This window comes from Streptomyces sp. NPDC053431 (assembly GCF_044544925.1).
GTDB lineage: Bacteria > Actinomycetota > Actinomycetes > Streptomycetales > Streptomycetaceae > Streptomyces.
Genome location: NZ_JBITXX010000005.1, coordinates 56,223 through 76,664, shown reverse-complemented (window position 1 = coordinate 76,664; position 20,442 = coordinate 56,223). Strand labels below are relative to the sequence as shown.

Here is a 20,442-nt window from a genome sequence, read left to right as displayed (position 1 = left end):
CGTCCGGACCCGCCGTCGCAGTCCGTGACGACCCCGCTTGCGGGGTGCCGTCGGCCGGGTTTGAGTGAGGGTGACTCCCACCCCCACGGTCGTGCCGGTGGGCGCCCCCACCCCCGTCAGGAGCTTCGCATGTCGATGGCGTTCGGTTCCCCCTTCGGTTCCTCCGATCCGTTCAGCGACCTGCTGAACCGGTTCTTCGGTATGTCGCCGGCGTCGTCGCCCCCGGTCGTCCAGCGGGTGCCCATCGGACGCCTCCTCACCGAGTCCTCGCACCGGCTCCTCAACCAGGCCGCGCGCAAGGCGGACGAGGACGGCACGACGGACCTCGACACCGAACACCTGCTGTGGGCGGCGACGCAGGTCGAGCCGTCCCGGAGGATCCTGGCCGAGGCCGGAGTGAATCCCGACCAGCTCGCCGAGCAGATCGCCCAGGTGCTCCCCGGCGAGGCCGGGGAACCCTCGTCCCAGCCCGGGCTCACCCCGGCGGCGAAGCGCACCCTGGCCGCCGCCCACGCCTACGCGCAGGCCGCCGGGGTGTCGTACATCGGCCCCGAGCACATCCTCGGCGCGCTGCTCGGCGACCCGGACTCCGGCGCCACCCGCTTCCTGCGCGCCGAGGACCTCGACGTACAGAGGCTGCGCGGTCTCGCGGACCAGGCGGGCCGCCCGGAGAACACCGCCCCCGCCGCGCCGAAGGAGCCGGCCACCACCCTCGACGAGTACGGACGCGACCTCACCGAGGAGGCGAAGGCGGGCAGGCTCGACCCCGTGGTCGGGCGGGCGGAGGAGATCGAGCAGACGGTCGAGATCCTCTCCCGGCGCTCCAAGAACAACCCGGTGCTGATCGGCGAGCCCGGCGTCGGCAAGACGGCCATCGTCGAGGGCCTCGCCCAGCGGATCGTGGCGGGCGAGGTGCCCGACACCCTCAAGGACAAGCGGGTGGTCTCGCTGGACCTGTCCGGCATGGTGGCCGGCGCGCAGTACCGCGGCCAGTTCGAGGAACGCCTCAAGAAGGTCATCGAGGACGTCCAGAAGGCGAGCGGCGAGATCATCCTCTTCATCGACGAACTGCACACGGTCGTCGGCGCCGGCGCCACCGGCGAGGGCTCGATGGACGCGGGCAACATGCTCAAACCGGCCCTCGCCCGCGGCGAGCTCCACGTCGTCGGCGCCACCACGATCGACGAGTACCGCAAGCACATCGAGAAGGACGCCGCCCTCGAACGCCGCTTCCAGCCCGTGCTCATCCCCGAGCCGACCGTCGAGGAGACCGTCCAGATCCTCGAAGGGCTGCGGGACGCGTACGAGGCCCACCACCAGGTCCGGTTCGCCGACGGCGCCCTCGCGGCGGCGGCCGAGCTCTCCGACCGCTACATCGGCGACCGCTTCCTGCCCGACAAGGCGATCGACCTGATGGACCAGGCCGGCGCCCGGGTCCGGCTGCGCAGCGCCGGCCGCTCCACCGAGGTCGTCAGCCGCGAGGACGAACTCGCCAAGCTGCGCCGTGAGAAGGACCAGGCCGTCGCGGGCGAGGAGTTCGAGAAGGCCTCCGAACTGAAGAAGCGGATCGCCGAGGTGGAGGGCGAGCTCGCGGGCATCGAGGAGCGCCGCGAGGGCGTCGTCTCGGTCACGGCCGGCGACATCGCCGACATCGTCTCCCGCCGCACCGGCATCCCCGTCTCCCAGCTCACCGCCAGCGAGAAGGAACGCCTCCTCAGGCTGGAGGAGGAGATGCACGCGCGGATCGTCGGCCAGGACGAGGCCGTCACCGCCGTCTCGGAGGCGGTCCGCCGCAACCGCGCCGGCATGGGCGACCCGAACCGCCCGGTCGGCTCCTTCCTCTTCCTCGGCCCCACCGGCGTCGGCAAGACCGAGCTCGCCAAGACCCTCGCCGAGCTGCTGTTCGGCGACGAGGACCGGATGATCCGGTTCGACATGAGCGAGTTCCAGGAGAAGCACACCGTCGCCCGGCTGGTCGGAGCGCCTCCCGGCTACGTGGGCTACGAGGAGGCCGGCCAGCTCACCGAGAAGGTCCGCCGCCACCCGTACAGCGTCGTGCTGTTCGACGAGGTGGAGAAGGCGCACCCCGACGTCTTCAACACCCTGCTGCAGATCCTCGACGACGGGCGCCTGACGGACGGCCAGGGCCGCACGGTCGACTTCCGGCATTGTGTCGTCATCATGACGTCCAACATCGGCGCCCACCGCATCCTCGCCCACGAGGGCGACGCGGCCGAGCTGAAGGACGAGCTGATGGAGGATCTGCGAGGCCGGTTCCTGCCCGAGTTCCTCAACCGCATCGACGACATCATCGTCTTCCACAGCCTCACCGAGAAGGACCTGAGGGAGATCGTCGAGCACCTCCTCGACCGCAGTCAGCACCGCGTCCACGCGCAGGGACTGAGGCTGGAGGTGACCGAGGCGGCGAAGAAGCTCCTCGTCGCGCACGGCTACCAGCCGGAGTTCGGCGCGCGTCCGCTGCGCCGCACGATCCAGACCGAGCTCGACAACCGCATCGCCTCGCTGCTCCTGGGCGGGGAGGCCGAGCCGGGGGACACGATCGTCGCGGACGTGGTGGACGACTCGCTGCACTGCACGATCAGGCCCGGGGCTCGGGCTGCGGCGTGAGCCGGGCGAGGCCCCGGCGGTCGTAGTAGTGCGTCATGCCGAAGCCGAAGACGAGGGCGGCGAGGAAGCCGGTCGCGATCATCGCCCAGGCGCGGGTGAGCCCCGCGTCGGCACGGGCGTCGAAGTAGAGGATGGCCCTGACGCCCTCGGTGAGCTGCCGCATCGGCTCGAAGGCGCCCAGGAAGCGGTAGAAGGCCGGGGTCGCCTGCAGCGGGATGGTGGCGCCGGAGGACGGCAGGGCCAGCGCGATGAAGACGAACATGGACACGAGCTGCCCGATGCCGCCGAACGCGGCGTTGATGGCCTGGACGCCCAGGCCGACGGCGACCACGGCGCAGTACGAGAAGATCCACAGCAGCGGCAGGTGGCCGGCGTCCATGCCCAGGATCCCGACCGTCGCCAGCATGGCGAGCGAGGAGGTGAGCAGCGAGATCCCGGCGGTCATCACCATCTTCAGGAGCAGCGTCTGGGTGCGGGTGATGGGCACGGCCCGGTGGCGGGTGTGCCAGGGGCCGATCTCGCTGTCCGCGTAGCCGAGGGCGGTGTCGACGCCGGTGTGGACGAGGTTGCCTCCGATGAAGCCGGAGAGGACCAGGAGCAGGGTGTAGTAGAAGGCGGAGAGCCCCAGTCCGCTGTGCCGACCGATCGGATGGCCCGCGCGGGTCGTGACGGTCACGGGGTCGGCCAGCAGTACCCGCGCCGTCGGGTCCGTGGCGGCGGCCGCGAGGCGCCGGCCGATGGTCACGGAGGCCTGGTGCGCCGCGGTCTGGTTGATCTGGGCGGCGAGCGAGGAGCCCAGGCTGCCGACCCCGGGGTTGGTGAGCACGGTGAGCGTCGGCCGGACGGTCGCGCGGGGCGTGCCGAGCGCCGCGACGGAGGCGCTGAAGTCCCGGGGCACGAGCAGCGCCCCGAACACCTTCCCGGCGGCCAGCTGGTCCTCGGCCTCGGCCGGTGCGAGCCGGCGCCACTGGACACCGCCGGGCCCCTCGGCGACGAGCGCGCTGGTGATCCGCTTCCCCAGTTCGCCCTGGTCCTGGTCGACGAGGGCGATGGGCAGCCGGTCGAGGTTCGCGTTCGGGTTGAGGATGCCGCCCATGTAGAGGAGGGAGAGCACCAGACTGACCAGTCCGCTCAGGACGGTCGGCACCAGCCACAGTCGGGGGTGCCGCAGCAGCGCGCCGGCGCGTTGGGGGCTCGCGGTGGCCATGGTTCTCCGTGGGGTGGGGGGCGGATCGGTCGGTGCCCGCCGCGGCGGTGGTCCCGGCCGGCACTCCGCCATGGTCGGCGTACGGGCTCCCGGAACCCGGCATTGACGGCACCGCTCCACAGAAGTGGAGGTTCCGGGCAGGAGTCCGGGGTAGGCGCGAACGTGAGAGAGACGTCCGTCGAGCCACGTCCGAGGTGGGGCATGCGTCATGAGCGCGCGCTGAGCGAGTACCGACGGCGCCGGGACTTCTCCCGGACCGCCGAACCGGAGGGCGGACGCGCGCCCGCCGCCGCGGGCGAGCCGTCGTTCGTGGTGCAGATCCACGACGCCACCGCGATGCACTTCGACTTCCGGCTGGAGGTGGACGGGGTCCTCAAGTCCTGGGCGGTGCCCAAGGGGCCGTCGGCCGATCCGCACGACAAGCGCCTCGCGATGCCGACCGAGGACCATCCGCTGGAGTACCGCGACTTCGAGGGCGTGATCGGGTCCGGCGAGTACGGCGCCGGCACGGTGATCGTCTGGGACGAGGGAACGTACCGGAACCTGTCCGAGGACCGCGCCGGGCGGGAGGTCCCGTTCGCCGACGCCCTCGACCGCGGTCACGCCTCCTTCTGGCTCGACGGCCGCAAGCTGCGCGGCGGCTACGCACTCACCCGCATCCGGAACGGTGACGACGGCGACCGGGAGGCCTGGCTGCTGGTCAAGCACGCCGACTCGCGCGCCCACGAGGACGGCGGCACCGATCCGCGCCGCGCCCGGTCCGCCCGCAGCGGCCGTACGCTCGGCCAGGTGTCCGGGAGCGTCTCGTGACGGCGGCGGCCACGGTCCGGGCCGGCCGGCGCACCGTCGAGGTCGCCCGGCCGGACAAGGTGCTGTTCCCCGAGGACGGCATCACCAAGGCCGAGCTGGCCGCGTACTACCACCGGGTGGCCGACCGCATGGTGCCCCATCTGCGCGGCCGCCCGCTGATGCTGGAACGGCACCCCGACGGCATCGACGACTCCGGCTTCATGCAGAAGGACGTCCCCGACCACTTCCCCGACTGGCTCGACCGGGCGGAACTGCCCAAGGAGGACGGGACGGTCACCTACGCGCTGTGCGACGACGCGGCCTCGCTGGTCTATCTGGCGTCCCAGGCCTGTGTCACCCCGCACCGCTGGCTCTCCCGGGCCGACCGCCCCGAGCACCCCGACCGGCTGGTCTTCGACCTCGATCCGCCGGGCGACGACTTCGAGGCCGTCCGGCGCGCGGCCGGACGGCTGCGCGGCCTCCTCGACGAGCTGGAACTGCCGTCGCTGCCGATGACCACCGGCTCGCGCGGCCTGCACGTCATCGTGCCCCTGCTCCGCCGGTCCCCCTTCGACGACGTACGGGCCCTGGCCCGGGACGTCGCCGAGACGCTCGCCGCCCGGTACGAGGACGAGCTGACGACGGCCGCCCGCAAGCGGGACCGGCGGGGCCGGCTCTATCTGGACGTCCAGCGCAACGGGTACGGCCAGACCGCCGTCGCGCCGTACGCGGTACGGGCCCGCCCCGGCGCCCCGGTCGCGGCACCGCTGGCCTGGTCGGAGCTGGACGACCCCGGCCTGACCGCCCGCCGCTGGACCCTCGCCGACGCCGACGAGCTCCGCTCCCGCGACCCTTGGCGGGCCGCGCCGCGCGGGCGCTCCGCCGCGGCGGCCCGACGGCGGCTCGCCGAGGTCCTGACCGCGGAGAGGTGATACCCGTGACCCGTGTGGCGGTGGAAGGAACCGAGATCGTCGTCCGGCTCGGTCTGCGCGAGACCCTGGCGGCGCGCCGGCACACGGTCCGGGTGCCCGCCGCCGCCTTGCGCGGCGTGGGCGTCGAGGCCAGCTGGTGGCGTGTCCTGCGGGGCGCCGCGGGGCCCGGCATGTGGCTTCCGGGCCGCTGCGTGGGCACCCGGCACGGCCCGGACGGCACGGACTTCGTCGCCGTGCGCTCCGACGGCCCCGCCCTGTACATGGACCTGGCCCCCGACGCGCCCTTCCGCCGCGTCGCCGTCTCCGTCGCGGACCCGGACGAGACGGAGCGCGCGCTGCGCGCGGTGATGCCGGGAGGGCCGGAGCCGCCGGCCGAGCGGGACGGGACCGCCGAACCGCCTGCCGAGCAGCGCGCTGAATCGCCTGCGGAACCGCCCGTCGAGCAGCCCGGGTCGGCCGGTCCGGCCGGGCCGGCCGGGCCTGCGGGAGGCGAGGAACCGGAGGCGCCGCGGGGCGGGCGGGAGTTCGACGACAGGGCCTAGGCGGCCCGGGCGCCGCCCTCCGCCGTCAGGGCCTCGATCAGCTCGTCGCGGTTCATGCCGGAGCGCCCGCGGATGCCGGCGGCGGAGGCCTTCTCGTACAACTCGGCCTTGCTCAGGTCCTGGAGCCCGGCGGTGTCCCCCGCGCGCTTCCCGCCCTCGGCCTTCCCGCCCTCGGCCTTCCCGCCCTTGCCCTTTGCGGCCTTGGGCTTTGTGGCCTTGGGCTTCGCGGCCTTGGGCTTTGCGCTCCCGTCCCTCCCGCCCTCGTCCTTGCCCTCGCTCCCAGCGCCCTCCCTGCCCGTGCCCTCCTCGTCCCCCTCCCCCGCGCCCCTGCTCCGCTCGCTCCCGCTCCTCCCGCTTCTGCCCCGGGCCCGTTCGACGCTCGCGCGGAGGGCCTCGGTCAGGTCGATCACGTTGGTGGCCTCGGCGGCGGGTTCGGCCTTCTCGACGCTCTCGCCGGACTCCTTGGCCGTGATCAGGGCCGCGACCTTGTCCCGGTAGGTGTCGTGGAACTCCTCCGGATCCCAGTCCATGGCCAGCGTTCCGATGAGCTGCTCGGCCATCCTCATCTCCTTGTCGCCGGTCTTGGTGCGGGTGGTCGGCAGGTCGGGGATCTCCTCGCGCGGGTCGCGGATCTCGTCGGCCCAGTGGAGCGTGTGCAGGGTGAGGATGCCGTTCTCGGACTTCAGGGCGACCAGGTACTCCCGGCCGCGCATGACGAAGGTCGCGATGCCGGCCCGGCCGGTCTTCGCCAGGGCGCGTTCGAGAAGGGCGTAGACCTTCGCGTACTCCGTGCCCTTCGGCCCGAGATAGTACGTCCGGTCGAAGAAGATGGGGTCGATCGCGTCGAGGTCCACGAATCCGTCGATCTCCAGCGCCTTGGAGCGGCCGGGCGCGATGTCGTCGAGTTCGTCGGGCTCGACGAGGACGTACGTGTCGCCGGTGTCGAAGCCCTTGACGATGTCGTCGAGCTCGACCTCCTCGCCGGTCCGCTCGTTCACGCGCCGGTTCCGGATCCGGTCGGAGGTGCCGCGCTGCAGCTGGTGGAAGCGGAGGGTATGCGGGGAGGTGGCGGTGTACAGCCCCACGGGAACGCTCACGAGCCCGAAACTGAGCACCCCGGTCCACATCGGTCTGGCCATTCCGCCCACCGCCGCAGCCGTACGGCCCCCGCTGCCCCGCGACTGCCCGTCGGGGCCGAGGAGAAACGGACCGGCCGGCTCAGCGGCGCAGGCGCACGGCGAGCGTGGCGAGCCAGGCGGCGGGAGAGAAGGGGACCGGCGGCTCGACTTCGGCGCCCAGGGGCGGCAACCCCACGTCGGGCAACCGGTAGTACTCACGGAGCCGCAACCGCAGCCGACCCGGCGGATTGTCGGCGTAGACGCGTAGCTGCTCGGCCGCGACGGCGATCGCCCACGGCCGGGTGCGCCAGGTCTGCCGGAGATAGCCGGCCACCGCCTCGGGGGCGTGCGGACCAAGGCCCAGGTATGTCCTCGAGGTCGCCGGCTATCTCGCGCAGCGCGACCGGGTCGACGGTGATGGAGCCGTCGTCGTTGACGTTTCCCCCTGCCTTACGGATGTTGCGGATGCGCGTTCAGATGTCGAGGATCTCCCGCACACGTACGGCGTCCGCCCCGGCCTCGCGGTGCAGCTTCCGGTACGCCGTCGCCGCCTCGCTGCGCCATCGCGCCACGGCCCGGTCGACGATGGCGTCCATCCGGCGGACCTGCCCGTCGATGTGCGCCCGCATGGCGTCCAGGTCGTCCGCGAGACGCTTCAGGTCCTCGTCCGTCACGACGAGGCTCGGCTCGACGGCCATGGCGGCGGCTCCTTCCGTGGCGATGGGGTCACGGGGTGCTCGTGGGTCAGTGCTGCGCGGCGAAGTGGGCGTGGACGGCGTCGAGCAGGTGGCGGACCCGCGCATGGGTCACGTGGGGCATGACGGTGGCGAAGGCGGCGTCGAGATCGGCGGGGGTGCGGAACAGGTACAGGAGGCGCTGCAACTCCCCGGCGAGGTTGCCGAGATGCTCGTGGCAGTCCGGGTGCTCGCTGCCCAGGATCTCCTCCAGGGCCTCGTCCACGCTGTCGTACTCCCCCGAGATCATCGACGAGACGAAGGCCGAGGTCAGCCTGAAGCGTCCGCTCGCCTCCCAGCCGGACAGCGGAAGGTTTGTCATCTCCGGGTAGGAGCGGAACTGGCGTTCGCGGATGAGCGCGGCCAACGAGCGCAGGAAGTCCGCCGGCGGATCGTCGCCGGCCGCCCGCGCCAAGGCCTGGCGGTACTCGGCGGGCCTGGTCCCGAACACCTCGGTGCCGACCTCGTCGGCCAGGAGATCGAGCAGCGAGGCCAGTGCCACGTGCGGCATCACGACGGTGACCGTTCCGGAATCCTGCAGGAAGCGGGACAGCCGCTGGAGTTCGTCCTCCAGCGGTGCCGCCCCCGGGTTGCGGGACGCGACGGCGACGCGCAGCAGCAGCCCCACCACGCCGGAGGTGAGGAAGTCGTCCTGTTTCGAGATCACGTGGCGCATGTTCCGGGGGGCTCGGGTAGGCGGTGCGGACGAAGAACGTCCCGGACTCCGGCGAGTAGGCGAGGACCAGCTTCACACCGTGGACCTGGCTCGGCTGGGCGTTGAAGCCCTGGGAGGAAGTCGGACTGCGAGACGGAGGAGCCCGTCACGACGTTGTTCCCGTTCGCGTCCTTCACGGTGAAGACGGGCAGCTGGGGCGAGGGGCGGGGCTGAACGTCCTGTTCTCCACGCGCTGCTTCTGCCTGTTCGTCCATTGCTCGATCGTCTGGATGTGGGCGGGGTCGTTCAGGGCGGTCTGGACGTGCTTCTGGGCGGCCGGAAGGCCCGGGAAGGCCGAGGCGTCGACGCCCTGGTCCCGGACACGCGTCCGCAGCTGGTCCGGGGAGAGGCCGACGTGCCGGTCGATCGTGTCGCCGTCCATCCCGGGCAGCAGCGGATCGTTCGGGGAGGGCCGGAAGTTGTTGGCTGTGGTGGTGAAGCCGACCGCCGCGCCGCCGATGGCGACCACGGCCTTGGCGTGCACTTCCAGGAGCAGGGCGACGACCGGTACAGATGGAGCGGCTGCACGTCGAAGCCGCCGGGACCCGTCCACGGGTTGCTCACGGCGGGCGGGGTCGCCGGAGGAAGCTGGGGCGGCGGGCCGGACTGCGGCGGCGTCGGCGACGCGTTCGGGCTCGGCGACGGCGTCGGCTGGGGGCTGGGCGTGCCCGAGGACGGAGCCGGCGACGGCAGGTGCGACGTGCCGGGTGTCGGCGTGGTCGTGGGCTGGGGGCTCGGACTGGAGCTGGGACTCGGCGACGCGGTGGCGGTCGGGCTGGGGCTCGGCGTGGGCGTGCTCACCGTCGGGTCCCGCCCGTGCCGTACGGCGCACGGAAGTGCACGTGCGTGCCTGTGCCTCGTATCCGTCCCATGAGTCCCCCCGGCTCTCTAGCAGACTGCGGCCGAAGCTAACAAGTAATCCGCCGAAATCCCAAAGCCATAAAGGACGTTGGCCGGATCACGCGCATGACGGAGCCGGACCCGGCCGAAAGTCGGTCGGGCCCGGCTCCTCTCCGCCTGTGGGGCGGTGGTCAGACGCGGTCGGCGGCGATCAGGACGTACTGGAAGGAGCCGTCCTTGTACGACTCGATGAAGGCCTCCTCGATGCCGGTGACCAGGGAGGACGTGGCGCGCAGCTCCCAGTAGGGCAGGGTCGCGGGCGTCAGGTCGATCACGGCCTGGGGCACGAGGCGGTTGTCGGCCATGGCGCGCAGGTACTCGCGGCGGGAGTGGATGTTGCACTCGAAGTGGGCGTTGATCTGGGAGACCCACTTCGAGGGCTGGCCGTACTTCGGGTTCCAGCAGCCCGTGATGGTCACGTAGCGGCCGCCGACGGCGAGGATGCGGGAGTGCTCGGCCATGAGGTCGTGCAGGTCGACGTACATGCTCGACTCGTTGTTCCACGAGGCGGCCGCCTGGCCGGTCTCGAAGGGGGTGTCGAGCATGTTGCACACCCGGGCGTGGACGTGGTCCTCGATGCCCAGTTCCTGCGCGCGCCGGTTGGCGAAGTCGGCCTGCTTGGCGGAGAGCGTGACGCCCTCGACCTTGCAGCCGAAGCGCTGGTGGGCCATGACCATCGAACCGCCGCGGCCGCAGCCGGCGTCCACGAGCGTGTCGTCATGGCCGATGGAGCCGAGGTGCTCCAGGAGCACGTCGGTCTGCGCCGACTCCAGGCGGTGGAGTTCGGCGATCAGCTTCTTCTCGTACTCGCTGTCCTCGCGGTCGCCGAGGGCCGCGTGGTCGACGTCACCGATGCCGTAGTGGTGGTGGTAGAGCCCGTCGACGTCGCCGAGGCGCAGGTTCACGGGCCTGGCCTCGTTGTTCCAGTAGCGCGCGATGTCCCCCTGGTAGGGCGTCGCGGGCGCCGGGACGAACGCGGTGGAGGTGCCTTCGGCGGTGGTGAACTCGGTGCTGGTCACAGATAAAAGTCCATTTCTTACCAGAAGTCGGGCAGGCTGTAGCGATAGGTGTTGGTCTGGTGCCAGTAGTGGTTGCCGTCCACCCACACGGCCACGCCCCGCAGGAAGCGGAGCAGGTTCGGGACGGGACAGGCGGTGGCGAGCGCGGCGGCTTCGGCCTCGAAGGCGCGCATGAGGTCGTTGTGGACCTCGATCGCCTTGAGGTAGCCCTCCTTGTCGGAGACGCCCTCGCGTTCGGCGATCACCACGGGCAGGTTGAGGTGCTTGCCGGGACCGGCCAGCTCCTTGGTGTAGGAGTAGAGGTCGTTGACGATGGTGGTCGCGTTCCCGGCGAGCGCGATGACCCGCTGCATGGCGGGCAGGGCGTGCAGGTCGGCGGGCAGTTCGTAGCCGCCGACGGTGTCGGTGATGGTCGGGCAGGGGCGGAAGTTGTTGAACTGGCGCATCGCCAGGTACTCCCACACCTCCGGTACGTGGTCGGTCTGGGCCCAGGCCGCCTCGGCCAGGTACCCCATGTGCAGCCGGGCCATGTCGTGCCGGAAGCGGTCGGCCTGGGACGGTGTGGCCAGCTCGGTGAAGTACCGCATCGCGGAGCGGTAGGCGCGCCGCGGTGCGTCCGAGAGGAGCGACTCCTCCCAGGCCGGCTCGTACTCCTGGGTGGTGTGCAGCGGGTCGAGTGCCGTGTGGGCGAGGAGGAGGCGGCTCCCGAGACCGATGGGCGAGCCTCCGTGGTCCTCGCAGTAGCAGTCGTCGACGGCGTTCTCGGCCACCATCAGCCGCGTGGCGGCCATCAGGTGCTCGACCGACGGGGCGTCCGGGTGGCAGGCCACCATGTAGCGCCCGACGGAGAACCCGTCGAACTGGTCCTCCCACTCCGGCGGGAAGATCTGGACCTCGTCCACGGCCCAGTTCTTGATCCGGTCGCTGACCTCCGCCACCCGCCCCGCGTCGGGCTCCGGGACCGGGTGGAAGTAGAGGCCCGGGATGGGCGTGCCCTCCGTCGCCGAGGTGGCGGCCGGAGCTTCCGGCGCGGCCGGCGGCTCCGGCCGGCGGGCCAGCGAGAGGGCCGCCGTGCCGAGTCCGCTCGGGCCGCGCAGGATCCGTTCGATCTCGGGCCGCATCGGTACGGGCGGGTCGACGGGGAGGGCGACACCCAGGTCGACGGCCGGGCGGGCCGCCGGGACGACCGACGGAGCGGCCGCCGGGGTCACCGGCGCCTCGACGGGCACCGCGTCCGCCGACGGCGCGGGCGCCGGGGCGGTCGCGGCCCCGCGGCCGGGGAACGCGGGGGACGGCGGTCCGGGCAGTGGCGGCCGGGCGGCCGGCGCGGCCGTTCCTGACTGTCCGGGGGAAAGCCCGGGATCGGGCATCCGTGGCTCCTTGCTGGGATGGTGGGCCGTCCCCGGGCCCGGACGGTCCCGGCCCGGCGCGGCCCTCGGACGGATTCCTCGCCGCACCTGGACTAGTCGCGCCTACGGGCGATCTGCACGTTCTCCAGCACGCCCAGCGCGTCCGGCACCAGGACCGCGGCGGAGTAGTAGGTGGTGACGAGGTACGAGATGATCGCCTGCTCGCTGATGCCCATGAAGCGCACCGACAGGCCCGGCTCGTACTCCTCCGGCAGACCGGTCTGGTGCAGACCGATGACGCCCTGGTTGTCCTCGCCCGTACGCATGGCGATGATCGAGCTGGTCTGCTCCTTGCTGATGGGGATCTTGTTGCAGGGCAGGATCGGCACGCCGCGCCAGGCCGGGACCGACTGTCCGCCGAGGTCGACGTGGTCCGGGTAGAGCCCGCGGGCGTTGAACTCGCGCCCGATCGCCGCGATGGTCTTGGGGTGGGCGAAGAAGAACTTCGTACCGCGGCGGCGGCACAGCAGCTCGTCGAGGTCGTCCGGGGTGGGCGGGCCCGAGTGGGTCTGGATCCGCTGCTTGAAGTCGGCGTTGTTGAGCAGACCGAACTCGCGGTTGTTGATCAGCTCGTGCTCCTGGCGCTCGCGCAGCGCCTCGATGGTGAGCCTGAGCTGCTCCTCGGTCTGGTTCATCGGGCCGTTGTAGAGGTCGGCGACCCGGGTGTGGACCTTGAGGACGGTCTGCGCGACGGAGAGCTCGTACTCGCGCGGCTTGAGCTCGTAGTCCACGAAGGCGCCGGGGAGTTCGACCTCGCCGACGTGTCCGGCGGACATGGCGATCTCGGCCTCGCCGTGCTTGTTCTGCCGCTGCTGGGGCAGCGAGCTGAACTCGTGGATGTGGGTCTGCAGGCTCGGCGCGGCGGACATCACGGAGGCGAAGTCGGCGCGCGAGAGGGTGAGCAGGGTGCCCGGGGTCTCGGCGGTGGCGGTGTAGTCCCACCTGGCGTCGGCGTCCAGGAGGGCGTTCTCGCCGAACCGGTCGCCGTCGGCGAGGACCGCGACGGCGACCTCGTCACCGTACTTGCCGACCGAGCTCTGGCTGATGCGGCCGTGGGCGATGAGGTGGATCTGATCGGCGGCGGCACCGCGTTCGACGAGGACCTCGCCGGCGCGGAAGTCGCGCTGGACGCACCGGTCGGCCAGGGCGCGCAGCACGTCCTCGTCCTCGAAGCCGCGCAGCAGGGCGAGTTCGCCAAGTTCACGAGGGATCACCCGGACGGCGCCGCCGTCCTGGATGAACTCGATCACCCCGTCGCCGACGGTGTAGCTCAGTCGGCGGTTCACCCGGTAGGCGCCGCCCTTCGTCTCCACCCAGGGAAGCGTGCGCAGCAGCCACCGGGAGGTGATCTCCTGCATCTGCGGGGCGGACTTGGTCGTGGTGGCGAGGTTCCGGGCAGCCGCGGTGCTCAGGCTGGACTGCGGCCGCGGCGGCTCCACCTGCGTGTCCGGGCCGGTCTCAACGGTCATGGGACGAGCTCTCCTTGAAAAGAGGAAAAACCGACACAATCTCTGGGAATCCAGGGGAATCCGTCCAGATCACGAGGAACAGTAACCGTCCGCTCACCCGCCTCGCCCGACGAGCCCGGGGGCATTACCTCGAAGCGGTGATCTTGCTTCGCACGGGGTTTATCCGGGCCGACGACGACATTCGAGCCATGCCCGGAGAGCGCGCCCCGGCGCACGCAACCACCTGCGCCTCGCTCGTTAACTTCCTTGCGAGCAACCGCTTTTGATGAACCATCAGCGAGTGCTTCGAAGAGGTCGACCGAAAGGGGCGCGCGATGGCCTCGGCCGAACGGGGGCCGCGTGCGCCGCCTCGAAAGAGGGGTTTCGGCCACCCCCGGACCGGTCGGCGAACGCGATCGCACCCGAACGCCGTGGACACACTCCGGCGTGCGCCGGGGCCGCGTGTCGACCCGTCGGTGACATGACCGCTCCCTCCCGTGGGTACGCGGTCGGTGACACCGGCACGGTCGCGTGCGCGGGGCGTCGGGGCCCCACGGGTCCGGAGACACAGGGGGTCGGTATGCGCGAAGACGAGGCGGGGCAGGGGGCGTTGTCGGCGGCGGAGCTGTTCGACGGCATGGGCCTCGACTACGAGAAGGCCTTCGGGCACCTGCCGGAACAGCTGGCCGCGGTCGACTGGCTCACCGCCCGGCTGGCCCCCGGGGCCCGCGTCCTGGACGTCGGCAGCGGCACCGGCCGGCCGGTCGCCGAGCTCCTCGTCCGGGCCGGGCACGAGGTCACCGGCATCGACGTGTCCGCGACGATGGTGGAACTCGCCCGGCAGCAGGTGCCCGGCGCCCGTTTCGAGCAGCGCGACGTCCGGGACTTCACGCCCCCCGAGGGCGGCTACGACGCCGTCTGCGCGTTCTTCCCGCTCCTGATGATGACCCGCGCCGAGGCCACGGCGGCCCTGCTCCGCATGTCCTCCTGGTTGGCCCCCGGGGGCTACCTGGCGAGCGCCACCGTCCCGGCGGACGTCGAGGACGTGGAGATCGTCTGGATGGGCCGCCGGGCCCGGGTCTCCAGCTTCTCCGCCGCCGAGTACGTGCGCATGCTGCGCGAGGACTGCGGACTGGAGGTCCTCCACGAGGCCGTCTCCGTCTTCCGGCCGGCGGAGGCCTCGGCGGGACCTGAGGAGCATCTCTTCTGTTACGCGCGGCGTGGGGTGTAGGGGCGCCTGCCGCGGGCCCTGTCGCGACCGCCGGCGCGCTTGGCGCCGAGTGACACCACAGGGCGCGCAGGTGTGCCACGTGGTGCCACATGGCACCCCTCGGGGGCGGCATGGCGCATGCATGGCGCCGGCATGGCGCCAGATGACACCACGTGGCGCCACTTCGGCTTGCCATGGCGCCACAGTGGTGCCATGATGATGCACATGGACCTGACCCCCTACGTCGACCACCTCCGCCGCGAGCTCGCGGTCGCCGCCGACGCGGGCGGGGAGGACGCGCGTGCCCTGGCCGAGCGCCTGACCGCCCCTCTGGAGTCCGCCGCCCGGCTCACCCTCCTCAATGCGCTGTCCGCGGCCTCCGACGAGATCACCCGGGAGCTCGCTCCCGGTTCGGTGGACGTGCGGCTGCGGGGGCTGGACCCCGAGTTCGTGGTGACGGCGCCGCCGGCTCCGGAGCTGCCGGACGTCGGCCCGGGCGACCTGGCGCCACCGATGGCGCCGGCCGCACCGGCCACGGCGGCGTCCCTCCCCGCGGACGGCGACGAGGGCAACACGGCCCGCATCAACTTCCGGCTCCCCGCCCACCTCAAGGCCCGCGTCGAGGACGCGGCCGGCCAGGAGGGCCTGTCGGTGAACGCGTGGCTCGTACGGGCGGTGGCCACCGCCCTGGAGACGGGCGGCACCGCGGCGCACGGGTCCGCCTCCGCCACCCCTCGGGGCGCACGCCCGGCCAAGCGCAACAGCTACCAGGGCTGGGTCCGCTAGACCTTCCCTCACCTGCGCATCCAGCCTCCACCGTCGAGAGGACGGCACAGCCATGCCTTCTTACGAAACGCCCGAACCCATCACGGTCGTCGTCGAGTTCGACCTCGGCAACGTGCACCTCACCGCTAGCGAGCGGACGGACACCGTCGTCGAGGTGCTGCCGAGCAACGGCGCCGAGGACAACGACGTACGGACGGTGCAGCAGACGAAGGTCACGTACGCCAACGGCGTCCTGACGCTCAAGGGGCCCAGGAAGCGCTCGCCGTTCGGCAAGGTCGGCTCCATCGACGTGACGATCGACCTGCCCGCCGGCTCCCACCTCCAGGCCACCACCGCCATGGGGGACTTCGCCGGCCAGGGACGGCTCGGCGAGTGCCGGGTCAAGACCTCGGTCGGTGACATCCGGCTCGACGAGACCGGCGTCGCCAACCTCCGCACCAGCCACGGGGACATCCGTGTCGACCGCATGGTGGGCGACGCCGAGATCAACGGTTCGGGCCGGATCGACATCGGCGAGATCCTGGGCGGGGCGACCGTCAAGAACGGCGTCGGCGAGACCGCGATCGGCACGGTCACCGGCGACCTCAAGACGAACACCTCCATGGGCCGCGTCACGGTCGACACCGCGCTCGGCTCGGTCGACGTCAGGAGTTCGCAGGGCACCATCGCGGTGAACGAGGTGGTCCGCGGCAGGGTCGACCTCCAGACCTCGCTCGGCGACCTGGAGATCGGCATCCGCGAGTCCAGCGCCGCCTGGCTGGACGTCAGCTCCAAGGTCGGAGTCGTACGCAACTCCCTCGGCGCCGCCGAAGGTCCCGGCGACGCCGCCCACACGGTCGAGGTCCATGGCCGTACGACCGCGGGCGACATCGTGATCCGCCGCGCCTGATTCCGGTTCGACAGCAACCGGACGCCGCCGACCAGGGGCGCCCCGTCGGGAACCGGACGCCGCCCCAGGGCGCCGCGTCCGGTCCCGTGCCCGCCCTCCCCTTTCTCATACCCATGTGACATGTCACATCGCACACGTCTGCGTCCGCATGCCTCTCATCGCCACACAGCGCTCCCCCCAGATCCCGCGTCCCAGGAGGACCCCATGTCGCACGTCCCGTCGCAGGACACCCCCGTTACGCTCCCCACGCAGCGCTCCGTCGGCTGTCCCTTCGACCCGCCCACCGGGCTGGGAGAGCTGCGCTCCCGGGCCCCGCTGACCCGGATGACCTATCCGGACGGCCACCTCGGCTGGCTGGCCACCGGCCACGGCACGGTCCGGGCGATTCTCGCGGACCCTCGCTTCAGCTCCCGGTACGAGCTGATGCACTACCCCTTCCCCGGCGGCCCCGAGGGCCCGCTGCCGCCCGCACCGGTGGGCGACATGACCGGGATGGACGCCCCCGAGCACACCCGCTACCGGCGGCTCCTCATGGGCCGGTTCACGGTGCGGCGGATGCGCCGACTCACCGAGCGCGTACGGGAGATCACCGCCGAGCGGCTGGACGAGATGGAACGCCTGGGGCCGGGCGTCGACCTGGTGGAGGTGTTCGCCCGCCCCGTCCCGGCCCTGCTGATCTGCGAACTGCTCGGCGTTCCGTACGCGGACCGCGAGCGCTTCCAGGGGCACGCCGACACGATCATGGCCATGGACGTGTCGCCCGAGGACCGGTACGCGGCCATGGTCGGGCTCCAGGAGTACATGGCGGAGCTGGTCGGCGCCCAGCGGACCGCCCCCACCGACGACCTCCTAGGCGACCTGGCCCGCGGCTCGGACCTCACCGACGAGGAACTCGTCGGCGTCGGCGGCTTCCTGCTCGCCGCCGGGCTCGACACCACCGCGAACATGATCGCCCACGGCACGTTCGCGCTGCTGAGCAACCCCGCCCAGGCGCGGGCCCTGCGCACCGACCCGGACCTGGCCCCGCAGGCCGTCGAGGAGCTCCTGCGCTTCCTGACGGTCGCTCACACCAGTGTGCGGACCGCCCTGGAGGACGTCGAGCTGGACGGCCGGCTGATCAGGGCGGGCGAGAGCGTCACCCTCTCGTTCGAGGCGGCCAACCGCGATCCCGCGCGCTTCGCCGACCCCGACGCCCTCGACCTGCGGCGCGCGGCCACCGGCCACCTCGCCTTCGGCCACGGCATCCACCAGTGTCTGGGCCAGCAGCTCGCCCGTGTCGAGCTGACGGTGGCCCTGCCCGCACTCCTCGGCCGCTTCCCCACGCTCCGGCTCGCCGTTCCGGCCGAGCAGGTGCCGCTGCGCACCGACATGAACATCTACGGCGTGCACCGGCTGCCCGTCACCTGGGACCAGGACTGAGCCCGTGGACGTCCACACCGACCGCGGCCGCTGCGTCGGCGCCGGCATGTGCGCCCTGACCGCCCCGGCGGTCTTCGACCAGGACGAGGACGAGGGTCTCGTCGTCCTGCTGGACGCCCGCCCGCCGCGGGACCAGCACGCGGCCGTCCGCCTCGCCGCCGGCGCCTGTCCGGCCACGGCCGTCCTGGTCACGGAGCCGGGTCCCTCCCCCGCCGCCCAAGACACGCCTTAGGGCGTGTCCGGAAAGTCCCGCCTGGCTCGCGACGCCCGGCACGCCCCAAGCACTGATCCACCGGCCGGCCCCGGTCACGGCCGCTTCCCCTCTCAGGCGTCACCGCGGAGCGACGTCCGCTCCGCGCTGCCCGCGAACCCCTCCTCACGACAGGATTCTTCGCCACCATGGCATCGTTCCTTTCCAGAGTCGGCCGCTTCTGCTTCCGACGGCGTGGCCTCGTCGTCCTCCTCTGGCTCCTCGCCCTCTCCGGCGCCGGCTTCGCCGCCTCCACCGCCCCGCCCCCGCCCGCCGACACCTTCTCGATGCCGGGCACGGAGTCCCAACGGGCCTTCGACCTCCTTCGGAAGAAGTTCCCCGCCGCCCGCGCGGACGGTGCCGCCGCCCGTGTGGTGATCCGCGCCCCCGGCACGGAGAAGATCACCTCTCCCGCCCGCAGGGCGCAGGTCGAGCACCTGGTGGCGGCGCTGTCCCACGCGCCCCAGGTCGCCGGCGTGGCCGACCCGTTCGCCGCGGACGCGGTGAGCCGCGACGGCACGACCACGTACGCCTACGTCACGTACGAGACGACGGCCCTGGAACTGACCGACGCCGCGCACGACGGCCTGACCCGGGCGATGGACGAGGCCCGGCACACCGGCCTCCTCGTCGAGGCGGGCGGCGACGCCGTCGTGGTCGAGCAGGCGATGAACGGGACGGGCGAGCAGCTGGGCATCCTGCTCTCCGCGGTGGTCCTGCTCCTCACCTTCGGATCCCTGGTCGCCGCCGGGATGCCGCTCCTGACGGCCCTGATCGGCGTCGGCATCGGCATCAGCTCCGTCACCGCGCTCGGCAGCACCCTCGGTCTGTCGTCCACGACGTCGACGCTCGCGATGATGATCGGCCTCGCGGTCGGCATCGACTACGCCCTGTTCATCGTGTCCCGCTACCGCTCCGAGATCGCCGAGGGGCGGGAGCGCGCGGACGCCGCCGGACGCGCCGTGGGCTCCGCGGGCTCGGCCGTCGTCTTCGCCGGCCTCACGGTGATCATCGCCCTGGCGGGCCTCGCGGTCGTCGACGTCCCGATGCTCACCAAGATGGGCCTGACGGCGGCCGGTACGGTCGCGGTGGCCGTGCTCGTCGCGATCACCTTCGTGCCCGCGCTCCTCGGCTGGGCTCCCGTCAAGGTGCTCGCCCGCAGGGACCGCCGGCAGTACGGCGGCAAGCCCTTGACGCCGCGTCAGCAGCGTCGCGCCGCGAAGCGCGCGGCGCGCGCGAAGCCCCCTCTCGGCGCCCGCTGGGCGGGCTTCGTCCTGCGCCACCCGGTCGCCGTGCTGCTGATCGGCGTGGTCGGCCTGGGCTCCGTCGCCGCGCCGGCCGCGAGCCTCGAACTCGGCCTGCCGGGCGAGGGCACGATGGCCCCGGACACCACCCAGCGCAAGGCGTACGACCTGCTGTCGGACTCCTTCGGTCCCGGCTTCAACGGGCCGCTGACGGTGACGGTCGAGGCGAAGGACGCGAAGCCGGCGGCGGAGCGGGTCCGCGGCTCCCTGGCGAAGGTCCCCGGCGTGGCCGCCGTCTCCCCCGCCACGACGAACCCGGCGAACGACACCGCCGTCCTCACCGTCGTCCCGGCCACGGGTCCGACCGACACGCGGACCGAGGACCTGGTGCGCTCCCTGCGTGCCCTGGCCGGTGGCCTGGAGTCCCGGACGGGTGCGTCGAGCATCATGGTCGCGGGGCAGACCGCCCTGTTCATCGACTTCTCGCGGACCCTGGACGACGCGCTGCTCCCGTACCTGGGGCTCGTCGTCGGTCTGGCCTTCCTCCTGCTCATGCTCGTCTTCCGCTCCGTGCTCGTCCCCCTCAAGGCGGCCCTCGGCTTCCTGCTGTCGGTGACCGCCGCCCTGGGCGCCGTGGTGGCCGTGTTCCAGTGGGGCTGGTTCGCCGGCCTCCTGGGCGTCGACCAGCCGGGCCCGGTCATGAGCACGCTGCCGATCTTCATGATCGGCGTGGTCTTCGGCCTGGCGATGGACTACGAGGTCTTCCTGGTCTCGCGGATGCGCGAGGCGTACGTCCACGGCGCCCGGCCCGCCGAGGCGGTCGTCACCGGCTTCCGCGACGGGGGCCGGGTGGTCACCGCCGCCGCGCTCATCATGGCCAGCGTGTTCTCCGGCTTCATGCTGGAGGACAACGACTTCGTGAAGATGATCGGCTTCGGCCTCGCCGCCGCCGTCCTCTTCGACGCCTTCGTGGTCCGTATGGGCGTCGTCCCCGCTCTGTTCGCCCTGCTCGGCCGCTCGGCCTGGTGGCTCCCCCGCCCGCTCGACCGCCTGCTGCCGCGCGTCGACGTCGAGGGCGAGAAGCCGGCGGACCGGCGTGCGGCGCCGCCGGCGGCCGACCCGGCACGGGATCACGACCTGGTCGGCTGACCCCACGGCTCAGCACGGCGCAGCGCCGCTCCCCCAGGTCCGGGGGCCGTGTCG

At 72.3% G+C, this 20,442-nt stretch carries 19 protein-coding genes; 10 read left to right on the top strand and 9 right to left on the bottom strand.

Annotated elements, in window-relative coordinates:
• Positions 1–129: 129 nt before the first annotated feature.
• A complete protein-coding gene (locus ACIGXE_RS15075; RefSeq protein WP_399747279.1) occupies positions 130–2,628 on the top strand; it encodes an ATP-dependent Clp protease ATP-binding subunit in 2,499 nt (832 codons plus the stop codon).
• On the opposite strand, the gene ACIGXE_RS15070 is transcribed toward ACIGXE_RS15075, so the two are convergent.
• On the bottom strand, positions 2,600–3,835 hold the full coding sequence (locus ACIGXE_RS15070; protein WP_399747278.1) for a YhgE/Pip domain-containing protein: 1,236 nt from the start codon (positions 3,833–3,835) through the stop codon (positions 2,600–2,602). The two genes, ACIGXE_RS15075 and ACIGXE_RS15070, sit on opposite strands and share 29 nt — an antisense overlap.
• A 201-nt stretch (positions 3,836–4,036) precedes the next feature.
• Between ACIGXE_RS15070 and ACIGXE_RS15065 the strand changes: the two genes are divergently transcribed.
• The 3 genes from ACIGXE_RS15065 to ACIGXE_RS15055 are packed head-to-tail and all read left to right on the top strand — an operon-like array spanning position 4,037 to position 6,098.
• Positions 4,037–4,645, top strand: a complete 609-nt coding sequence (locus ACIGXE_RS15065; protein WP_399747276.1) for a DNA polymerase ligase N-terminal domain-containing protein — start codon at positions 4,037–4,039, stop codon at positions 4,643–4,645.
• On the top strand, positions 4,642–5,556 hold the full coding sequence (gene ligD, locus ACIGXE_RS15060) for a non-homologous end-joining DNA ligase (protein WP_399747274.1): 915 nt from the start codon (positions 4,642–4,644) through the stop codon (positions 5,554–5,556). The genes ACIGXE_RS15065 and ligD overlap by 4 nt, the downstream gene beginning before the upstream one ends.
• A 5-nt stretch (positions 5,557–5,561) precedes the next feature.
• Positions 5,562–6,098, top strand: coding sequence for a hypothetical protein (locus tag ACIGXE_RS15055; RefSeq protein ID WP_399747272.1), 537 nt, complete (start codon positions 5,562–5,564; stop codon positions 6,096–6,098).
• Here the strand turns inward: ACIGXE_RS15055 and ACIGXE_RS15050 are convergent.
• From ACIGXE_RS15050 to ACIGXE_RS15015, 8 genes are all read right to left on the bottom strand, one after another.
• The gene (locus ACIGXE_RS15050; protein ID WP_399747834.1) at positions 6,095–7,225 is read right to left on the bottom strand and encodes a Ku protein; all 1,131 of its coding nucleotides are present in this window, start codon (positions 7,223–7,225) and stop codon (positions 6,095–6,097) included. The genes ACIGXE_RS15055 and ACIGXE_RS15050 overlap by 4 nt on opposite strands.
• A gap of 91 nt (positions 7,226–7,316) precedes the next feature.
• Entirely contained in the window at positions 7,317–7,550 is a 234-nt protein-coding gene (locus tag ACIGXE_RS15045) for a hypothetical protein (RefSeq protein ID WP_399747270.1), read from the bottom strand.
• A gap of 139 nt (positions 7,551–7,689) precedes the next feature.
• Complete coding sequence (locus ACIGXE_RS15040; RefSeq protein WP_399747268.1) at positions 7,690–7,914, bottom strand: WXG100 family type VII secretion target; 225 nt, start codon at positions 7,912–7,914, stop codon at positions 7,690–7,692.
• Between the two features lie 46 nt (positions 7,915–7,960).
• The gene (locus tag ACIGXE_RS15035) at positions 7,961–8,617 is read right to left on the bottom strand and encodes a hypothetical protein (protein ID WP_399747267.1); all 657 of its coding nucleotides are present in this window, start codon (positions 8,615–8,617) and stop codon (positions 7,961–7,963) included.
• A 181-nt stretch (positions 8,618–8,798) separates the two neighbouring features.
• Positions 8,799–9,497, bottom strand: coding sequence for an RNase A-like domain-containing protein (locus tag ACIGXE_RS15030; RefSeq protein ID WP_399747266.1), 699 nt, complete (start codon positions 9,495–9,497; stop codon positions 8,799–8,801).
• Between the two features lie 199 nt (positions 9,498–9,696).
• A complete protein-coding gene (locus ACIGXE_RS15025; protein WP_399747263.1) occupies positions 9,697–10,584 on the bottom strand; it encodes a geranyl diphosphate 2-C-methyltransferase in 888 nt (295 codons plus the stop codon).
• Between the two features lie 17 nt (positions 10,585–10,601).
• Positions 10,602–11,954 carry a family 2 encapsulin nanocompartment cargo protein terpene cyclase gene (locus tag ACIGXE_RS15020; protein WP_399747262.1) on the bottom strand — a complete coding sequence of 451 codons (1,353 nt, stop codon included), beginning with the start codon at positions 11,952–11,954 and terminating at the stop codon, positions 10,602–10,604.
• 92 nt (positions 11,955–12,046) lie between these two features.
• On the bottom strand, positions 12,047–13,462 hold the full coding sequence (locus tag ACIGXE_RS15015; protein ID WP_399747260.1) for a family 2B encapsulin nanocompartment shell protein: 1,416 nt from the start codon (positions 13,460–13,462) through the stop codon (positions 12,047–12,049).
• Between the two features lie 559 nt (positions 13,463–14,021).
• On the opposite strand from ACIGXE_RS15015, the gene ACIGXE_RS15010 reads away from it, so the two are divergent.
• From ACIGXE_RS15010 to ACIGXE_RS14985, 6 genes are all read left to right on the top strand, one after another.
• On the top strand, positions 14,022–14,672 hold the full coding sequence (locus tag ACIGXE_RS15010) for a class I SAM-dependent methyltransferase (RefSeq protein WP_399747258.1): 651 nt from the start codon (positions 14,022–14,024) through the stop codon (positions 14,670–14,672).
• Positions 14,673–14,876: 204 nt separating this feature from the next.
• Complete coding sequence (locus ACIGXE_RS15005) at positions 14,877–15,437, top strand: hypothetical protein (RefSeq protein WP_399747256.1); 561 nt, start codon at positions 14,877–14,879, stop codon at positions 15,435–15,437.
• A 52-nt stretch (positions 15,438–15,489) separates the two neighbouring features.
• Positions 15,490–16,326, top strand: a complete 837-nt coding sequence (locus tag ACIGXE_RS15000) for a DUF4097 family beta strand repeat-containing protein (protein ID WP_399747254.1) — start codon at positions 15,490–15,492, stop codon at positions 16,324–16,326.
• 204 nt (positions 16,327–16,530) lie between these two features.
• Positions 16,531–17,745 (top strand): cytochrome P450, encoded by a 1,215-nt coding sequence (locus ACIGXE_RS14995; protein WP_399747252.1) that lies wholly within the window; start codon positions 16,531–16,533, stop codon positions 17,743–17,745.
• A 4-nt stretch (positions 17,746–17,749) separates the two neighbouring features.
• Positions 17,750–17,977 carry a ferredoxin gene (locus tag ACIGXE_RS14990; RefSeq protein WP_399747250.1) on the top strand — a complete coding sequence of 76 codons (228 nt, stop codon included), beginning with the start codon at positions 17,750–17,752 and terminating at the stop codon, positions 17,975–17,977.
• A gap of 167 nt (positions 17,978–18,144) precedes the next feature.
• Positions 18,145–20,388, top strand: coding sequence for an MMPL family transporter (locus ACIGXE_RS14985; RefSeq protein WP_399747248.1), 2,244 nt, complete (start codon positions 18,145–18,147; stop codon positions 20,386–20,388).
• Positions 20,389–20,442 lie beyond the last annotated feature (54 nt).